Annotated in this window: 18 protein-coding genes and 1 other annotated feature; of the genes, 5 read left to right on the forward strand and 13 right to left on the reverse strand. The window is 47.3% G+C overall.

Going from position 1 to position 19,005, the window contains the following annotated elements; genetic code table 11:
• Positions 1-19 precede the first annotated feature (19 nt).
• From mutS to PTQ21_RS24550, 8 genes are all read right to left on the reverse strand, one after another.
• Complete coding sequence (gene mutS / locus PTQ21_RS24515; RefSeq protein WP_072733322.1) at positions 20-2,824, reverse strand: DNA mismatch repair protein MutS; 2,805 nt, start codon at positions 2,822-2,824, stop codon at positions 20-22.
• Positions 2,825-3,023: 199 nt separating this feature from the next.
• Complete coding sequence (locus PTQ21_RS24520) at positions 3,024-4,274, reverse strand: putative amidoligase domain-containing protein (protein ID WP_244552100.1); 1,251 nt, start codon at positions 4,272-4,274, stop codon at positions 3,024-3,026.
• Positions 4,275-4,386: 112 nt separating this feature from the next.
• The gene (locus PTQ21_RS24525) at positions 4,387-4,947 is read right to left on the reverse strand and encodes an outer spore coat protein CotE (RefSeq protein WP_053780858.1); all 561 of its coding nucleotides are present in this window, start codon (positions 4,945-4,947) and stop codon (positions 4,387-4,389) included.
• Positions 4,948-5,022: 75 nt separating this feature from the next.
• Positions 5,023-6,000 carry an aromatic acid exporter family protein gene (locus PTQ21_RS24530; RefSeq protein ID WP_063563085.1) on the reverse strand — a complete coding sequence of 326 codons (978 nt, stop codon included), beginning with the start codon at positions 5,998-6,000 and terminating at the stop codon, positions 5,023-5,025.
• Positions 6,001-6,450: 450 nt separating this feature from the next.
• The gene (locus PTQ21_RS24535; RefSeq protein WP_371129241.1) at positions 6,451-7,242 is read right to left on the reverse strand and encodes an ABC transporter permease; all 792 of its coding nucleotides are present in this window, start codon (positions 7,240-7,242) and stop codon (positions 6,451-6,453) included.
• Between the two features lie 38 nt (positions 7,243-7,280).
• The gene (locus PTQ21_RS24540) at positions 7,281-8,075 is read right to left on the reverse strand and encodes an ABC transporter ATP-binding protein (RefSeq protein ID WP_072733323.1); all 795 of its coding nucleotides are present in this window, start codon (positions 8,073-8,075) and stop codon (positions 7,281-7,283) included.
• 30 nt (positions 8,076-8,105) lie between these two features.
• Entirely contained in the window at positions 8,106-9,110 is a 1,005-nt protein-coding gene (locus PTQ21_RS24545; RefSeq protein WP_072733324.1) for an ABC transporter substrate-binding protein, read from the reverse strand.
• A 146-nt stretch (positions 9,111-9,256) separates the two neighbouring features.
• A complete protein-coding gene (locus tag PTQ21_RS24550) occupies positions 9,257-10,771 on the reverse strand; it encodes a carboxypeptidase M32 (protein WP_274567462.1) in 1,515 nt (504 codons plus the stop codon).
• Between PTQ21_RS24550 and PTQ21_RS24555 the strand changes: the two genes are divergently transcribed.
• The 5 genes from PTQ21_RS24555 to PTQ21_RS24575 all read left to right on the forward strand — a co-directional run bounded on the left by PTQ21_RS24555 (position 10,771) and on the right by PTQ21_RS24575 (position 13,199).
• Positions 10,771-10,980 (forward strand): hypothetical protein, encoded by a 210-nt coding sequence (locus PTQ21_RS24555; protein ID WP_274567463.1) that lies wholly within the window; start codon positions 10,771-10,773, stop codon positions 10,978-10,980. The two genes, PTQ21_RS24550 and PTQ21_RS24555, sit on opposite strands and share 1 nt — an antisense overlap.
• A 15-nt stretch (positions 10,981-10,995) precedes the next feature.
• Positions 10,996-11,559 (forward strand): beta-class carbonic anhydrase, encoded by a 564-nt coding sequence (locus PTQ21_RS24560; RefSeq protein ID WP_063563089.1) that lies wholly within the window; start codon positions 10,996-10,998, stop codon positions 11,557-11,559.
• Between the two features lie 186 nt (positions 11,560-11,745).
• Positions 11,746-12,312: a PadR family transcriptional regulator gene (locus PTQ21_RS24565; protein ID WP_274567466.1), complete on the forward strand. Its 567-nt coding sequence runs from the start codon at positions 11,746-11,748 to the stop codon at positions 12,310-12,312.
• A 99-nt stretch (positions 12,313-12,411) separates the two neighbouring features.
• Positions 12,412-12,915, forward strand: a complete 504-nt coding sequence (locus tag PTQ21_RS24570; protein ID WP_063563091.1) for a hypothetical protein — start codon at positions 12,412-12,414, stop codon at positions 12,913-12,915.
• Between the two features lie 5 nt (positions 12,916-12,920).
• Entirely contained in the window at positions 12,921-13,199 is a 279-nt protein-coding gene (locus tag PTQ21_RS24575; RefSeq protein ID WP_024630486.1) for a YxcD family protein, read from the forward strand.
• A gap of 105 nt (positions 13,200-13,304) precedes the next feature.
• Here PTQ21_RS24575 and PTQ21_RS24580 read toward each other — a convergent pair.
• The 5 genes from PTQ21_RS24580 to PTQ21_RS24600 all read right to left on the reverse strand — a co-directional run bounded on the left by PTQ21_RS24580 (position 13,305) and on the right by PTQ21_RS24600 (position 18,791).
• Positions 13,305-14,449, reverse strand: a protein-coding gene (locus PTQ21_RS24580; RefSeq protein WP_274567268.1) for an IS3 family transposase whose coding sequence is annotated in 2 segments (ribosomal slippage) — positions 13,305-14,176 and positions 14,176-14,449 — 1,146 coding nt in all. Because the reading frame shifts where the segments join, the coding sequence is not laid out codon by codon here.
• Positions 14,450-14,640: 191 nt separating this feature from the next.
• Positions 14,641-15,900, reverse strand: a complete 1,260-nt coding sequence (gene tyrS / locus PTQ21_RS24585; RefSeq protein WP_063563092.1) for a tyrosine--tRNA ligase — start codon at positions 15,898-15,900, stop codon at positions 14,641-14,643.
• A gap of 119 nt (positions 15,901-16,019) precedes the next feature.
• Positions 16,020-16,241: a binding site (T-box leader), on the reverse strand.
• Between the two features lie 100 nt (positions 16,242-16,341).
• Positions 16,342-16,791, reverse strand: coding sequence for a DMP19 family protein (locus PTQ21_RS24590; protein WP_274567467.1), 450 nt, complete (start codon positions 16,789-16,791; stop codon positions 16,342-16,344).
• 5 nt (positions 16,792-16,796) lie between these two features.
• Positions 16,797-17,273 carry an Imm63 family immunity protein gene (locus tag PTQ21_RS24595; RefSeq protein WP_274567468.1) on the reverse strand — a complete coding sequence of 159 codons (477 nt, stop codon included), beginning with the start codon at positions 17,271-17,273 and terminating at the stop codon, positions 16,797-16,799.
• A 48-nt stretch (positions 17,274-17,321) separates the two neighbouring features.
• On the reverse strand, positions 17,322-18,791 hold the full coding sequence (locus tag PTQ21_RS24600; RefSeq protein WP_063563095.1) for a protein adenylyltransferase SelO: 1,470 nt from the start codon (positions 18,789-18,791) through the stop codon (positions 17,322-17,324).
• Positions 18,792-19,005 lie beyond the last annotated feature (214 nt).

Consider the following 19,005-nt stretch of genomic DNA (forward strand, 5'->3'; position numbering starts at 1 on the left):
GTTTTCCCCTCCCCTATACTCAGGATAATTGCTGTGCCTTTAATTTGAGATCATTCAGTATTTGCATCGCCTGAAGCGGTGTCATGTTCATTACATCAATATCCTTCATATTACGAATAAACTCCCGAGCAGGCTTGTCAAGGGCAACTACCTCCATTTTCGGAGTTACACTTGGCTCTTCATCTCCAAAGATGGACAATTGAACCACATCAGCATGTTTGGAGACTGCCTGCTGCTTGCCATTTTGTTTTTTGTCCTGTTGTTTCTGTACTGGAGCTTCAGTCGCAGCAGTGAGTTCGACAGGTTCTGTAGATTCCTGCTCCCGAATCAACGATGAATGATCTGTGGACTGGAACTCTGCACCGACTCGAGCATGATCACCCGATTGCTGCTTGTCATTCCCGGCAAATTCGCTGCCAACCGCAACCTGAGCCGCCGCATGCTCGAAACCGTGCAGCAAGCCATTCGCCCGCTCAATGATACTGTCCGGCAGTCCTGCAAGCCGTGCACAATAGATCCCGTAGCTGCTGCTGGCAGCCCCGGCAATCAATTTACGTAGGAAATTGACCTTGTCCCCGCTCTCCTGAACGGCCATGGAGTAATTCGCCAACTTGTCCAAACTCTCTTCCAGATGAGCAAGCTCATGGAAATGAGTTGATACCAGCGCTTTGCACCCAATGATATCGTGCACATATTCAATGACAGACTGGGCAATCGCCATTCCCTCACTGGTAGACGTTCCCCGACCCAGTTCATCGATAATAATCAGACTGCGTGGTGTTGCTTTATCCGTCATGACCTGAATGTCGGCCATCTCCACCATAAACGTACTTTGTCCACCGATGAGATCGTCTGCCGCACCAATCCGTGTGAAAATACGATCCATAATCGGTACTTCAGCTTGTCCTGCCGGCACGAAACAGCCGATCTGAGCCAGAATCGAAATCAGCGCCACCTGCCGCATATACGTACTTTTCCCCGCCATATTCGGACCGGTAATCAGCAGAATGCGCGCCTCTTCCTTCTGCATCGCAGTATTGTTGGCGATAAAAGCACCATCTCGCATCACCGCTTCAACCACCGGATGGCGCCCCTGTTCCACAACCAAATCGTAACCATCGGTCAATGTAGGCCGTACGAAATTACGCTCTGCACTGATGACGGCAAAGGATTGATACACGTCAATCTCCGCGACCAGCTCAGCCAGTTTTTGCAACCTGGCGATCTCCTGATTAAGCCGTTCCCGCAGTTCCGCGAACAAGCCGTACTCAATATCGACCATCTTGTCCTGAGCTTCCAGAATCAGCGTCTCTTTTTCTTTCAGCTCCGGTGTAATATAACGCTCAGCATTCGCAAGGGTTTGTTTCCGCTCATAACGGCCTTCTGGCAGAGAAGCCAAGTTCGACTTGGTAATTTCAATATAGTACCCAAATACTTTGTTGTAGCCAATTTTCAACGAGCGAATGCCAGTCGCTTCACGTTCTCTGGCCTCCAGTTCAGCAATCCACTGCTTGCCATTCACCGAGGCTTCCCGAAGCTCATCCAGCCTCTCGTGGTATCCTTCACGAATTAAGCCACCATCACGCACGGACACAGGCGGCTCATCAACGATAGCCTGACCAATTGCATCTCGCAGATCACTGCAATCATCCATAATGCCAGCAATGTGCTGTAGCGTCGTGGAAGGCGAGCCTGCACAATACTGACGAAGCCCCGGAATTTTGTCTAGTGACAGCTTCAGTGCATTCAGATCCCGACCGTTGGCATTACCAAAGGCAATTCGTCCCACCAGACGTTCCAGATCGTAGATGTCTTTGAGTTCTGCACGCAGATCTTCCCGCAATATAAACTGGTTATACAGCGTATCTACCGCTTCCAGACGTTCATTGATTTTTCCTTTTTGCAGCAAGGGTTTATCAACCCAGCGACGCAGCATGCGAGCACCCATAGACGTTTCTGTGCGGTCCAGCAGCCAGAGCAGCGATCCTTTTTTCGAACGTTCACGTACGGTTTCCACCAGTTCCAGGTTACGCCGAGTAAAGGGGTCCAGAATCATAAAGTGATCCGGCTCATACGTTGAAACCTGTGTCAATTGTCCAAGTGAACGTTTCTGTGTCTCACTTAAATAGGAGAAAAGACGCGCTATGCAGGCTTGACGTTCAGGCTCCAGACGTGCCCATACCGCTTCTCCGAATTGCTGACGCACCAAATCTTCCTTACTCTTCGTCCATGGTGTATACACCACAGGTCGACCAATTGGAGATGCCTGGGTAGCCACCGTATCAAGCAACGCAGCATCCCCCACTATTTCAGAAGGTTCGTAGATTCCGATCTCATCCTTGAGCCACTCTTGTGAGTATGGAACAGAGGTCACGTAGAGCTCCCCTGTGGACAAGTCACAGGCAGCCAGTGCAAGTGTGTTCTGATTCCCTGTCAGGCAAACCATATAGTTATTGGACTTGTCCCCCAAGGTCTTGCCTTCCATTACCGTTCCGGGTGTTATAACTCGTACAATTTCACGCCGCACCATGCCTTTGGTTACCGTTGGATCTTCCATCTGTTCGCAGATGGCTACTTTGTATCCTTTTTCAATCAAGCGCTGTATGTAATTGTCAGCCGAATGATAAGGCACACCGCACATCGGGATTTTATCTTCTCCCCCACCTGCACGTGCTGTTAATGTAATTTCTAGTTCACGGGAAGCATTAACTGCATCCTCAAAGAACATTTCATAGAAATCACCTAATCTAAAAAAAAGAAAAGCGTCCTGCGCTTCGGCCTTCACTTGCAAATATTGTTGAATCATTGGCGTATACTGAGCCATGAGTATCCTCCATCCGTTCCAATGTTGTCAGGAAGAGAAGCTGTCTCGGAAGGAACAATAAGGCGGTCAGGCACCTTATTCGTGCCACCGCCTCATGTTTCGGCTGCCGCCGCTTCCCTCACAGGTTGCTGTTCCATTTCTTCCGTAACGATGATTAAAATCGACTTATTTCTCATTATACCAAAAAAGTGTCCACTCTTCATGAACCTGCTCGAATATTCCAGAGTTTACGTATATCCCGACTCTCGTCCCATGTTCTACCCTGTCTTAGCTGGCTAATTAATGGAGCGGCGTAACGTTCATAACGCTCATAACCGTCCATTTGCGTCAGGTCATCCAGCAGTGCCGGAATATGCGCCTGCATTACCTCACGGTTTCCTTCATAAAAAGCAGTATGAATAGCAGCCTTCGCCAAAGGACGTTGACGCAGCTGATTATAACCTCTCGCGATAAGACCAGCTAGAGCAACAACACCTTTGGCAACCAGAGGAGATACCAGAAAACTGGGTAACGTGCGGTATTCAAATCCACCGTAAGATTTCAGCCGAAAATCACCCAATGCCCCATAACGTGGACGCCGGCCTGAACCTCGTGGGTCCTGAAGAACGGCAAGCGGCAATGCTAGATAATTGTCAAATGCGCGCAGCAGTTCCCCGTTTAGTGTAACGCCACTGAAATGGATATGTCCGCCGAGCGGCAATCCGCGCTGGGGCATTCCCCCTGCCTGCCAGATCAGCGAGTGATCACTAATACTACGAGATGCGGCCGCAAAGGCTCTCATCAGATGAGCCAGCAGTTCGCGCGGCTCAGAGCTGGGAGCGGGTCGCAGTTCGGCTACCGGATATATTCGTCGTCCACCGATCGTCACGGAATCACAGCCGGCTACGCCTGTTCGTTCAAGAAATCTAGAGGCGGGCACGATTTTGGATTCTGGCATTTGCACAAGTAGGAATTCAGGGTCCATTCCAAGTATGGGGGCTGCATTACGATGCCGCTCTTCATCCAGTTCGGACTGAAGCTGTTTCCAGCCTGCACGGTACATGGCAGAGAGATCTGTCATGCCCTTCCATGGCCTTGGGTCAATCGAGATGACAGAACAACCGCTCTTTCCTGATGCTTCCAGTCTTACAGCGCCGTGATCCAGTCCAACCGTATACAATGTTTTGGTGGCAAGCCGTTCAATACGTTTGAATAACGTTGATGCTGCTTCACGATCCAGCACACTTTCTTGCGCTCCACCCATGCCACTGGTGTCCCTACGTTTGATGCGAATCGCTTGAAGACAGCATATCTCTACATCATAACGTACACGCAGACCCAACTCCCGGTCACGCCTGTCCTGCGAAGCCAGCACTTCAATCCCGGATCGTTTCAGGCGATCTGCTCGTTCACGAGGGAGCATGCGTTCATATCGGCGCACCGCCTCCTCGGCCTCATCTATCACATTCATCCTGTCCCTCCTCCCAATTCTCGCCCAAAATGAAAAAAGAGGGCTTACGCCCTCTTCACTGCCGCTTGCGGCGCATATGATACCTTAAGTTTATGAATCCAGATCGCTGAGCTTACAGCTCATCGTCAAGCAGGTCGGGATCGAGATCGTCATAATCTCCATCACCACTACCGAAGTCATAATCCTTGTCTTCATAATCTCCACAGCCATCCGTGCACACTTTCACACAAACTTTGGTCTCGGCGACCAGTTCAACAGCGAATTCCCGTTCTACCCGGATAATTACGCTGCCTCCACCTGCCGACACCGTGGCTTCCACACAGCTCGGTTCCTGCGTTGCATCCGCAGATACCTCTACAGTGGCGGCCCGGTGTTTCGGGTCCAGATAGGACAAAGGCACATGTTCTACATACGACACCGTTTCTTTGGCTACATCCGTCTGTGAATTTTTGTCATAGGAATACCAAATGTTGATATCGTAAGTACCAATAACTTCAATTCCGTCCCCCGCTGATACGGCTTCATATTGGTGGTTGATAATCCAAGCCCCCAAAATACTGGTCGGACCATGTGGCGGAGTCACGGTATGTGTTACGGTAGAGAACTTACGACCTTTCCCGCAGATCGCCTTCGTGATGATCTCTCTACATTGATGTTTATGACTCAATGACATCTTTAAACCTCCTCCATACAATCATTCTTTACAAGTGTATGCAGGGCATCCGTCTAGGGTGACAACTATTTTCTATTATTCATTTGTAGATTGGGACCGGTCCGATACCGGAGACGGAGCTTTGTCCTTCTTGGCTATTTTCAGATACAGCGCGAGTTCCCGGCACAGCTGGAGAATAGCTGAACGAATCTCGAATTCTTCCCTTGTATCCGGCAACTCCATTCGCTTGAATTCTTCTTGCACATCTGCGAGAAGTTTTTCTGTACGTCCGGTGTAAGATTCAGTGAGTACATCCTGACTGAGCTGGTCGAACAGCTCCGATACCATTTCCGCATGCGGCATCTTCTGATAGATCTGGGATACCAGATGCATCATATGCTGGATGGAATCCAATTGCGTTTTGCGCATATAAAAGTAAACACTCCATCCCTCGTTCGGATGGATGACCTGATTCTCCAATGAACGTTTGGCTGCTTCAATGCCGCCCAGTACAGCTTTGTCAGCTTCGATCAGTTCTTTCCCTGCCCACACTTCATTCGGATTACGTAGCGTAGCTGCAAACTCCTTAAAGATAACCGAGAATAACTCATCAATTCTTTTGCGAATACGCAGCATCTGCGGGTCCGCAGCCGGCATATACGCCAGATTGACAACCATCGCGGAACCGAGACCAATCAGCAATAGCCCAATTTGGACCAAAACCACATGTACGTCCATTTCACCGCCGCCAAATACCCGGAACACCACGACAGAACCCGTCACAATGCCTTCCTTGAATCCGGCCCGAACGATAACCGGAAATGCAATTAGTATGTAGAACGCCAGCACCCAATAATGGAAGCCAAGAAAGTGAAAAAGTACACTTGCAAATAAAAGCCCCACTACGGAAGCGAAAAATCTCGCAGATATGGTGCGAATACTTCTTTTCCGTGTCACATCAACGCCGAGTATGGCTAACAAGCCCGCCGATGTTGGTCCGGGCAAGCCGCACCAGTCCGCAATCAGCACGGCCATCAGCGCGGCTATTGCGGTTTTAATTACCCTAAAACCCATTAACTCCCTCTCCTCTAAGCTGCAAAAATGTCAAAGCCAGCGAGCCATACCTATCCAAGTGAGCGCTTGTCCAATGCCTGACAGCGTGTATGGTCATATCATATCCCTAGTATTACACATCCTGCCAAAAACCATTTCTTATCTAATCAAAAGAATCATTCAGGAAGAACCGCATATCGGAATTCGCTGCTACAGTCATAAACGGCATCAACCGACATGCATATGCATGTCGGTCTCAATAACGCGCCCCGGATGAGGGACGCTGGCAATTTGATTGATGCGACAGAAGCCTCTAGGCCCTCTTCTCCAATCGTCGCATTCATTCCGGACTGCGCGGAATATTCGTATTAGTATGGTACTTGATTTTTCGGGTTCGGGCAACGTGACACCTCTTGTGAAATTGTATACATATCATGAAGCATTTATTTTGCACACGCATGTTTTGCAGAATTACCTGCGTCCTGCCAGCAGCTTGCGTTCTACATATACAACGAGCTGGTACATCGCTGTAGCTACAGCCGCAATAATCAACAGGCTCGATAAAACAAGGGTAAAGTTAAACACTTGAAATCCGTAGATGATCAGATAGCCCAATCCCTGCTTGGCGACCAGAAATTCACCCACGATTACACCGACCCAGGCCATGCCCACATTTACTTTAAGGGTAGAGACAATGGCAGGAAAGGAAGCGGGTAATACGACTTTGCTGAAAATCTCGGAGCGATCACCACCAAACGTACGGATAACCTTAATATAGTTCTGATCTACTTCATTAAAACTGTTATACACGACAAGTGTAGTAATAATGACTGTGATTGACAAAGTCGTCATGACAATGGCCGTAAATCCTGCACCAAACATGACGATAAAGATTGGACCCAGCGCTACTTTGGGCATGCTGTTGAACACAACCATATAAGGATCAAGCACTTTGGACAAAAAAGGAGACCACCAGATCAGAACCGCAAGCAGTGTTCCGACGAGTGTCCCCAGCAAAAAGCCGACTGCCGTTTCCCCTACGGTTACCCCAACATGCGCCCATAGTTCTCCACTGACGATGTCCTTCCAGATCTGATTGAAAATTTTGCTGGGATAACTGAACAGAAGCACATCAATCCAGCGCAGCCTTCCCGCCAGTTCCCACAGCAAAAACATAAACACCAACATGGACAGCTGCACCGTCAGCACTTTATGTCGCCATCTGGCAACCTGCTGAATATGACTTTGGTGCAGCTGTCTCATCCAATCATCACGCATTTCCTGCTTCTGGTTCGTCTGATTCACCCGTTCTTCTCACCTCCACCGGACTGATCCAATTCACTCCATAACGCCTGAAACAGCTCATTGAACCCTGGCTGCTCCCTCGCGTGAAAAGGCTGTGCGTTCCGCAGATCTTCGGGAATGATAAACTCCTTCCGAATGCGCCCCGGATTACGATCAAGCACGATGACGCGGTCACTGACGGCAATAGCTTCGGACAGATCATGGGTGACAAGCACCGAAGTTTTGCCGGATTTCTTCAGTGTGTCTGAGACCAGATCCTCCAGCTGCAGCTTGGTTTGATAATCAAGTGCGGAAAAGGGTTCATCCAGCAACAGTATTCCCGGATCCGTAGCTAGTGTACGTACCAAAGCCACCCGTTGCCTCATGCCCCCGGATAACTCGGAAGGATACTGGCTTTCGGTTCCAGCTAGACCCATACCTGCCAGCAGCTCACGTGTGCGCTCGCGACTCTCGTCATTGAGCCCACCTGTCAATTCAAGTCCGATCAGGACATTATCCAAAATGGTACGCCATGGAAACAGATAATCCTGTTGCAGCATATAGCCAATCTGGGCAGACGGACCTTCGATGCGTTTTCCTTTTACCTTGACCTCGCCTGCGGTTGGTGTGAGCAGCCCGGCGATGATCGACAGCAATGTCGTTTTACCACATCCGCTTGGGCCAACAAGACTAACGAATTCTCCCTGCTCGACCTGAAGATTCAGATTTTCAATAACCAGTGATGCTTCACGTTCGCTGACATAGACTTGCGAAATCCCTTCCAGTTTGATCACCGTTTCGGATTCAGGCATACATGCTCACGTCCTTTCCTGAATACCTGGTTACTTCGCTGATGCTGCTTGTTCTGCATAGGAATTATCCACAATCGTTTGAGAATCCACACGCTGTTTCAGTTCTCCCGCAGCACTCATGACGTCTAGCAAGTTATTCCATTCGTCCTCATCAATGATTGGATCGGTTGCATATGTGCCCTGTTCCTTGTAACGGTTCACACTGCTTACCAGAATAGCTGGATCAATATCTTTGAAATAAGGCTTGATGACTTCAGCGATCTCTTCAGCGGTGTGGGAATCCACCCAAGCTTGGGCTTTGTGCAAGCCGTTAGTGAACTTCTGAACGATGTCCTTGTTGTCATTAATATAGCTTTGTTTGGTCATGAAGACCGTATAAGGCAGATGACCACTTTCCGTTCCAAACGAGGCTACAACCTTGCCGCGACCCTCTTTCTCAAAAATGGACGCCTGAGGTTCAAACAGCTGCACGTAATCCCCCGTACCTGAAGCAAATGCAGAAGCGATGTTGGCAAAATCCACATTTTGAATCAGTTCCAGATCATTCTGCGGATCAATGCCATGTTTTTTCAGCGTGAATTCGCCTGCCATTTGAGGCATTCCGCCTTTTCTTTGTCCGAGAAATGTACTCTGTTTCAATTGATCCCAATTAAAGTCACCTTCAGGATTGCGGGCAAACAGAAACGTTCCGTCCGTTTGTGTAAGCTGAGCAAAGTTAATGACCGGATCTTCTGCGCCTTGTTGATAGACATATATAGACGTCTCTGCTCCGACCAATGCGATATCTACTGAGCCTGCAAGCAATGCGGCCATCGTTTTGTCTCCACCAGCCGTCGTCTGAATGTCCACTTCAAGCCCCTGTTCTTCAAAAAAACCTTGGGCCACGGCCACATACTCCGGTGCGTAAAACACAGAACGTGTGACCTCACCAATCGTAATTTTGGTTTCATCCTTATCTTTATTGCAGCTGGTGAGAGCCACGATGATAATGAGCAAAATGACGATGGCCCGGATGAACCAGGGCGTGTATTTCATGATATTTCCCTCCTTCACTGGTTTCAGCTGTTCTCTCTACTATGGATATGCTGATGCCCAGCAAAAGGTTAAGAACTTGCATGAAAAAGAAGAGCCGGGCAATGATGCCCCGCTCTTCAAGAATTTGATGATGATGTTATTGCTGTCTACAGCTTGTAAATCTCGGCATATTTCGCTTCCAGATAATCAGCCAAATAGTCTGGGTTCAACTCTTCACCCGTTACGGCCACAATCAGTTCGGAAGGTGTACGGCTTTTGCCATAACGATAAATTTTGTCAGTCAACCATTCCTTGATGGGAATCAGGTTACCTCCGGCAATATGGGCATCGAACTCAGGCATTTCTTTGCGCAATGTATGTAGAATCTGTGCAGCATACATATTGCCGAGCGAGTAAGAAGCAAAGTAACCAAAGTCACCACCCGACCAGTGAACATCCTGAAGCACACCCATACCATCATTCGGCGGCACAATGCCAAGATATTCCTTGTATTTTGCATTCCAAGTCTCCGGCAGGTCCTTGACTTCCAGACCTTCGTTAAACAGCATTTTCTCAATTTCATAACGAATGATGATGTGCAAATTGTACGTCAGCTCATCGGCTTCAATCCGGATCAGAGAGCTTTCAACCCGGTTAATTGCCCGGTAAAAGTCTTCCAGCCCAACCTCATTTAATTGAGGGAAGTGCTGTTGCAAATCTTTATAATAACGCGTCCAGAATGCAAGACTGCGGCCAATCATATTTTCCCAAAGACGCGACTGGGATTCGTGGATACCCATGGACGTTCCTTCGGCAAGAAGAGTACCAGCCAGGCTATCGTCAATATTTTGCTCATACAGAGCGTGTCCGCCTTCGTGTAGTGAACTGAAGACCGCACTCGTCACATCATCCTGCAAATAATTCGTCGTGATCCGCACATCACCTGGATTCAGGCCCGTTGCGAACGGATGAACACTCTCATCGAGTCTTCCGGCTTCAAAGTCATAACCCATTTGTCCCAGAATAAACAGACTGAATTTCTCCTGTTGATCCTTGTCAAACAGCTGGTTCAAGAACTCCGTGTTCGGCTTGTTCGCCGAAGCATTGATCTTCTCTTGCAGCGGAACCAAACGGGCTTTGAGACGGGCAAATACCGCATCCACCTTTTCTACAGTCAGTTCCGGTTCATACATGTCCAGAAGGGTATCATAACGAGTATCTTTCACACCCCAATAGTCAATGAACTCTTGTTTGAGCTTCACAATATCGGTGAGGTAGGGCGAAAAACCTGCAAAATCACTGTTATGCTTGGCATCTTCCCAAGCCGTTTCTGATTTTGCGGTAAGTACGGTATACGCTTGTACTTTTTCTGGTGGTACGGACTGACTGCGATTATATTCTTTCTGGCAATCTTCCACCTGACGACGGTCGATATCTTCCAGCTGTTCCAGCACGGCTGGATTTGTTAATGTATCCAGGTAGGATTTCATCTCAGCTGAAGTTTGCAGTTTGAATGCTTCGGTTGACAGCATTCCCAGTGTTTCCGAACGTGTCGGGACACCTTTTTTGGGCGCACCTGTGCGCAGATCCCAGTGAAGCAAACCAATGGCTTCATGATAACTCTTGATTTTGCGAGCCAGATTACGGAAGGATTCCAGCTGTTCCTGTGTGTGTTGTTCCATTGTTAACGTTCACCTCTTCAAAAAAATGTTGGTTTCCTATTGATGATACTTTTTGCAATGCGTATAATCAACTTTTAACAGATGCAAATTGCATTATTCCTCCAAACCGAGGAATAATGCAATTTGCTGACCGTGGTATAATAAAAATACCAAAGGGCGTAGGACAAGCTGCATTTGATGCAAGTGGCCGTGCTCATCGTATTGGATAACAGGAGGCAATAGACATGAACAACATTCAAGAGATTCTGGCTTACAACAAATCATTTGTCGAGACTAAAGAATACGAAAAGTATACGGCAGGCAAGTTTCCAACCAAAAAGATGGTCATCATCACTTGTATGGACACTCGTCTGGTGGAAATGCTGCCCAAGGCCATGAACCTGAAGAATGGCGATGTGAAAATCATCAAAAACGCTGGCGCAATCATTTCTCAACCTTTCGGGTCTGTTATGCGTAGTGTTCTCGTCGCCATCTATGAGCTTGGTGCCGACGAAGTACTGGTTGTTGGACACACGGAATGCGGTATGGCTTCCCTACACGCAGAGACCATGATTGGACATATGGTTGAACGGGGTGTATCTGAGGAAGTCATGAGCACACTGGAGAACTCCGGCATACGTTTACAAAAGTGGCTACGCGGGTTTGACAGCGTTGAAGAAGGGGTAAAACATACTGTGGAAGTGATCAAGAAACATCCATTGCTTCCACCTACTGTACCCGTTCACGGCATGGTCATCGACTCCTACACAGGTGAACTTGATCTTGTCGCAGATGGGTATGGGCAATAGACATCTCTCTAAATGGTTTCGGGTGCGGACCTCAGGGTCCGCACTCTTTTTTTGTCTAAATTGAGGCAGTTGTTCTGTCAGGTTGTCAAACCATACAGTTTCAGTGTACACTTTTATGAAAGCGGTCAAAGAAAGCAATTTACATTGTTTTTGCTGGCCCAGCCCTAATATTAAGGAGACATGTGCATGAACATACTTTCCTACGGATTGCTCGGGCTTCTTACCCGCGAGGAGTCATCAGGTTATGATCTAATGCTGAAGATCCAGCCGCATTGGCAGGCTAAGCACAGTCAGATCTATCCGCTCCTCTCCAAAATGGAAAACGATGAGCTTTTAGCCTCCCGCTGGGTGCAACAGTCTGACAAACCAGACAAAAAAATGTATGCAGTCACGGAGAAAGGTATTGAAAAACTGCTGGGATGGATGATCACTCCCGTTACCGCTCCGGTTACGCGTGACGAGTTCAATCTGCGCATTTTATGTGTCGGCATTGCAGAAGACGGAAGCATGAGACGCATTCTGAATGAGCGCAAAAACTGGTTCATGGAACGCATCCGTTATTTCGAGGATTTGAAGTCCCGTATCCCTCAGGATAATCTGCGAGTAGGCAGTCGGGAATTCGGAAGTTACATTCTGGTACAAAAAGGGTTAATGAACGCACAAACGGGCATCGAATGGTGTAACTGGGTAACCCAATTACTCGATGGTCAGGCGGCAATTCAGGACCCTTGTCCAATTATTTCAGAAAGATAAACAAAATTTGAAACGTTCCTGTAAGTTGACCGTATTACTTGAGTAAGGCCCATTTTTGGGCGAATCAAACAAATTAATCGGGGGGTTACGATCTTTACAATGAAGAAAAAATTCGGAATTAAACATCTCATGATGGTTTTCATGGCCTTTACATTACTGTTTGCAACAGTTGGAGTTGCGAATCCGGATTCTGCTGATGCTAGACGTGGTGGCGGTTTCAAATCGGGAACAAAAAGCTATACCAACACACCTAAGAAATCCGATTCCAACAGCAATGTGAGCAAATCTAATACGAATAATAACTCCAATGGAGCAGCTACAACGAACCGTGGCGGATTCTTCGGCGGTGGCGGTGGATTTATGAAAGGTATGATGCTGGGTGGTCTTGCTGGCATGATGTTCGGCGGATTGTTCGGTGGCATGGGCGCTCTGGGTAACATTCTTGGATTGCTCGTAAACGTAGCTGCAATTATGCTGATCGTGATGCTCGCGATGGCCCTGTTCAGAGCCATTACGAATCGTCGTAAACCAGCAGCAGATGGTCGTTATGACCGCAAAAATGATCGTGATGATGATGACCGTAACAGAAACGGACGGTACTAATCTCTATGGTTCTGAGCATGGATGAAATTGTCAACGCGATCTGTATTCACATGGCTGAACGCAAGGGTGTTCGCCCAACCGATGTCAATGTGGAACTGAGCTGGGAAGAAGATACGGGATATTCCGCAGAAGTCTGGATTCAAGGCCGCAGTCAGTATCTGGTCGAATCCAACATGATTGAAGCGATCCTGCGCTATCTGCACAGTGAATACGACATTCGGGCTTACCGTGAGAATGTAAGACTGGATCTGGATGAAGAGATCACAGCGATTGTGAATCAATAAATGAATAACTAATAAGCCATTTGCGGATGGAATATAAAAAGGACCGTCTCCATGATGTCGGGACTGCACCCCTTTTGTGAGACAGGGATCAAAACACCTTGCAAGTTAAGTAGCCAGTCTTCGGAAATCCATCGGAGACTGGTTATTTAGTTTTGTTTGAATTCGAATTGAGTTATAGTAAGTAATGTAGTTTCGAACGGTCTGTTCAACGATGGCCGTCGTTGTAGACATCAGATCTTCGAGGTAGAACGTTTCAGACTTTAGTGTGGAATGAAACGACTCTATGGGGGCATTATCAGCGGGCGTTCCTTTTCGGGACATGCTCATGATAATGCCCTTTCCCTTTACTACAGCCTGGTAATTCTGGGACGTGTACACGCTACCTTGGTCGCTATGGAGCAGCATATTGCTTCGCTCTGGAATTTGATTCAATGTATCCAGAACTAAGCATGTGTCCTGCTTGTCCGCTATACTGTAAGCGACAATTTCTCCGTTGTACAGATCCAAAATGCTTGAAAGGTACAACATTTTGTTACCAAACGGCAAATACGTAATGTCAGTCACCAATTTTTGCAACGGAGCTTCTGCATGAAACTTTCGTTTAAGCAGATGTTCCGCTGGTTGTGCCGGTTGCCCAGTCGTTTTTCGCTTCTTGATCCTCACTCGGCATTGTAATCCCTCGCACTGCATGATTCGCTGAACTCTCTTGTGATTAATTGGACCTTCTGATCGAAGTAAGGCAGTGATCTTTCGATACCCATACCGAAACTTGTGTTGAGTGCAAAGTTGGATGACTTTCTCCACTGTTGGATCTGGGCGCTTCCTCTCAACGGCTGCCTTCCAGCGGTAGTAGGTCGCACGAGCAATTCCAAGCCATGTACAAGCCTCAGATATAGTTACTTCTTCTCGAATGGATTCAATCCAGGCGATGACGACCTCAGCTTCCACCTCCGTTCCAATTCCTTGTACTTTTTTAGCAGTTCCAATTGTTGCTTCAGGAAACGGTTTTCTGCTTTAACTTTTTCGAGCTCTGTGGAGTGACCTGGGCCTTTTCCATAGCTATATTGCTTGCCTACGGGTTGCTCCAGGCGATGAACTTCTCCTTTTCGATACCACCTCATCCACGTTTTCAGCTGTGATTCATTCCGTATCCCCAGTTTCTCCATAACTTCTTTTACGGGTACTTCTGCTAATCTCATTTCTATGGCTTTCATCTTTAGTTCCACGGGATAACTTACTCTAGTTGCCAATGCAAAAACACCTCCAAGATGATCTCCTTATCTTACGACAAGGTTTCATTCACTTGAAGGTGTTTTAATTTGTCTCTCGTTATGGGGTCAGTTCCGTCATTGACATGATTGGAGACGGTCCTTTTTTGTGTTCCTTGGGAAGATGAAACCTTTGCATCTACCTTCCCAAGATTCATAATGTAATCTTATGGCTACTTCAATTTCACCAGACTGTAGTTTTTCTTGCCTTTACGGATAATGATGAATTTACCACCGATTGCGTGCTCTGCAGAGACCGTGAATTCCAGTTCCGTAACTTTCTCACCATTCATGGAAATGGCCCCTTTGGTGACATCCTCACGCGCCTGACGTTTGGATGGCTCCAGGCCAAGATCCACGAGCCAGTCTACAATATTTTTTGCTTCACCATCGGTTTCGAAGGTCGGCATTTCTTTAAAGCCCTGCTCGATTTCGTCAGCTGTAAGGGAACGAATGTCTCCGCTGAAGAGTGCTGCGGTAATGCGTTTCGCCTGCTCCAGCATGTCGTCGCCGTGAACAAATTTCGTCATTTCTTCAGCGAGTGCCTTTTGTGCTTCACGCTTGTGGGGCTCCGTTTCTACCTTTTCAGCCAAAGCTTCAATTTCTTCTTTGCTTAGGAATGTGAAGTATTTCAGGTATTTGATTACATCACGGTCATCCGTGTTCGCCCAGAACTGGTAGAATTCGAATGGAGTCGTCTTATTCGCATCAAGCCAGATGGACCCGCCTGCGGATTTACCGAATTTCGTTCCGTCGGATTTGAGCATCAGCGGGATCGTCAGACCGTAAGCTTTAGCTTCTGGCCCTTCTTTTTTACGGATCAGGTCCAGACCGCTTGTAATGTTGCCCCATTGATCGGAACCGCCGATTTGCAGCTGTACATCCTCATGTTGGAACAGGTGCAGGTAATCGAGCGATTGGAGAATCTGGTAGGAGAACTCGGTAAACGAAATTCCATCTTCCAGTCTGCTCGCAACCACATCTTTGGCTAGCATCGTGTTGAGGTTAAAGTTCTTACCGTAGTCACGCAAAAATTCAATCACATTGATTTTGTGTGTCCAGTCGTAGTTATTGACCATACGTACCTGATTGTCGCCATCCGTTACGAAAAGCTTTTTCATTTGTGCAGTCAGAGCATCTACATTGGCTTGTACCTCTTCCAACGTTTGCAGGGAACGTTCCGATTGACGACCACTTGGATCACCAATCGTTCCTGTTGCCCCACCAATCAGAATGACTGGACGGTGCCCAGCGAGTTGGAAACGTTTCAGCATCATGAACGGAATCAAATGTCCGATGTGCATGCTGTCTCCTGTAGGGTCAACTCCGCAATACAATGAAACCGACGTGGTCTCTGTCAGCTCACGCAGACCCTCCGCATCTGTCTGTTGATTAATGGCGTCGCGCCATTCCAGTTCATCAATAATATTCAAAACAAACAACCCCTTCTCTATGCATTGGTATTAGGCCATGATCTACGTTAATTCACAAGGAGCTAAGCCGGGCGAGGCTTTTTTGGACACAAAAAAATCGCCGCCTTGTCTTCAATAGACATAGGGACGATTATCATAACCGTGGTACCACCCAACTTGCACAGACAACAACTCACACGCTGTCCATACCGCTTTCAGCAAAATATCGTTTGCCATTCCGCTTGGCATTACCCAAGTACTCCAGAGTGTAATTCGCAGCCCTTGTATGTATCAGGTTCCATCAACCCCTGACTTTCTGTAACAGGGACAAAGCCGCTACTGCGCTCTATCAACGTAATTCATGTATTCAATTTATAGCCAGTATAGCCGAACGTTAATATCATTGCAAGGCCAAGTATTTAATCTTTATATAGAGCAACAGATGAATGCCTACGCCAAAGTTTATAAAGACATCTTGTTCAACTTCTCGTGGTAATATGCATAAGCCTTTTCTGCAATCTGATCTTCATTGTTCCAAAATTGCTGATCCAGCACATCAAGATGTTGCTCCTCCTCTACTGTTAGAAACGTAGGAATATCCCACAGTTCAGCAAGTCTTTCATCCTCTCCCAAATGCTTAATGCAGACATATGCTGACTTTATGATGTCCATTACTTGAGTCGCACCAATGGTATGTAATGCCTGCAACGCGTATAGGTATACCTCTTCGCCCCAGTTGCAGAAAAATTGAACAAAACCACCGTTAAAGACGTCCATCTCTAGCAGCCATAAAGCAGCAATTTCCTGTTCATTCGTTGTTAACGCAGCCCAGCCCTGAGCGGATTCATTCTTTTTCCCCACAAAGGTGAACGCATACTCATACCACACATCATTAATATCCTGTTCACTCATGTCAATCACCTCTCTTTTCTTGGTTCCAGCCTCTCCAGATCTTGCCGTTTACCCGTCTGATGCCAATACAAGTAAGGATCTCCAAGCTGTTGGAAAGCCTTCTCAACACTTTGGGTCAATTCTTGCGTCACTGCGTTTGTGTAATTCAAGTGTGTCTGTTTATTATCCACACCATATCGTTTCAGCAATTCCACATGCGCTGCCGTAAAAATGATATCCTCCAGCAGCCAGTAGATTACTTCTTCCGTCTGTTCCATTCTTTTTTCCAACATAACCATGCCACGCTCGTATATACGAACTATATATGCATCATTTTCAATCTCTACATATGGAACTCCTTCCCCTTTAAAGCTCTCAAACAAGCGGTTAACATAGTCCTCAATCTGCTGCCTGCGGAAGGATGTCCGCTCAAGCAACTGAAAAAGAGTTTTTGCAATCTCTGTTTTGCTTAGTATGTTGGAAATAAAATCTCCTTTTGACATGATAATGAAAAAGCTGCCAATGGCAGCCTCTTCATAACAAGTTTTCAATCAGGTTCCACAAAAAGTCCGGTAGGAGGTATCGCACTGCGTAGGCAGTTCCGCGTACTCAGCTTGTTCGGTAGAATGTGCAAACGGGTTTGAAAGAACAGCAAGAAGTTTCTCCATCACACTAAGATCTCCGTGATTCTCCGCTCGGTCCAGTGCTTCTTCCACCCGATGATTACGAGGAATCACCGCTGGGTTGCTAGTTCTCATCAATTGCTGCGATTCTTCTTTCCCTTCCTGCTGTCTGCCTAATCTTGCCTGGCGACGCTCATTCCACTCCGCAAACTCTGAAGTATCGAATAAAGGAGCTCCGTTGAGCGTATCAAAGGTCAGTGCGAGAAACGTATTTGTGTAATCTGCACTATGCTTCTCCATCAATTCAAGAAGATCCCTGATTAGCGCTTCATCCTCAGCCTCTTCATTAAACAAGCCCAGCTTGCTCCGCATTCCCGAGAGCCAGTGGTGGTGATACAATTCAGAGAATTGTGCAATCGCATCCTGAGCGATTTGTACAGCCTGTTCTTCATCCTCATGCAGCAGTGGCAGAAGCGTCTCGGCAAACCGAGCCAGATTCCAGCCGCCAATATACGGTTGATTTCCATATGCATACCGACCTTGCGTGTCAATGGAGCTAAATACCGTCGCTGGATTGTAGGCATCCATAAACGCACACGGCCCATAATCGATGGTTTCACCACTGATGGCCATATTATCTGTATTCATTACGCCATGAATGAAACCAACCTGTTGCCACTTGGCGATAAGTGAAGCCTGTCGACGAATGACTTCCTGAAGTAACTGGAGATAGCGATTATCGGCTTCGGCAATATCGGGAAAATGCCGTTTCAGTGTATAGTCAGCCAATGCTCTGAGCTCATCAATCGATCCCCATCTGGCTGCGTATTGGAAGGTTGCTACACGTAAATGACTTGAAGCCACCCGAGTCAGGATTGCACCAGGTCGCTCTGTTTCGCGTGTAATGTTTTCTCCAGTAGATACAACCGCCAGACTTCGCGTTGTTGGAATGCCGAGTGCATACATCGCTTCACTAATAATATACTCACGCAGCATTGGCCCAACGGCAGCACGTCCATCGCCTCCGCGAGAGTATGGGGTTCTTCCCGAACCTTTCAGCTGGATATCCACTCGCTCGCCTTGTGGCGTGATTTGTTCTCCCAGCAGCAAAGCCCGTCCATCACCAAGCATGTTAAAATTACCGAATTGATGACCCGCATAGGCCTGAGCGAGAGGCTCGGCACCTTCCGGAATCAGGTTACCTGCAAACACCTCCGCTCCTTCATCACTGTTAAGAGCCTCAGCATTCAGCCCCAGGCTGGCTGCAAGCGATGTATTGAAGATGATCAACTTCGGTGATTGAACAGGTACCGCACCCTGATTTGTAAAAAAGGTCTGTGGCAAACGTCCATAACTGTTGTCGAAGTGCCACCCTTTTTTCAGCGTTTCTTGTTGCATGTGATCACAACTCCTTTTCTGTAACCAAGCGATATCATGATATCCCTTCGTTTTATTTTAGCCTTGTGAACCAATGCTCATTTATGTAGTCGCATGGAAATTCAACGGAAAGAACATGTAGCATGTTCATGATGAAACTTTAGCATATTTATATCCCTTTTGCATTCATCCTGCTGTAACTTTCATACCCGGGACACCGTTTAGAGATCAAGGG

The sequence above is a fragment of the Paenibacillus marchantiae genome (genome assembly GCF_028771845.1).
Lineage (GTDB): Bacteria > Bacillota > Bacilli > Paenibacillales > Paenibacillaceae > Paenibacillus > Paenibacillus marchantiae.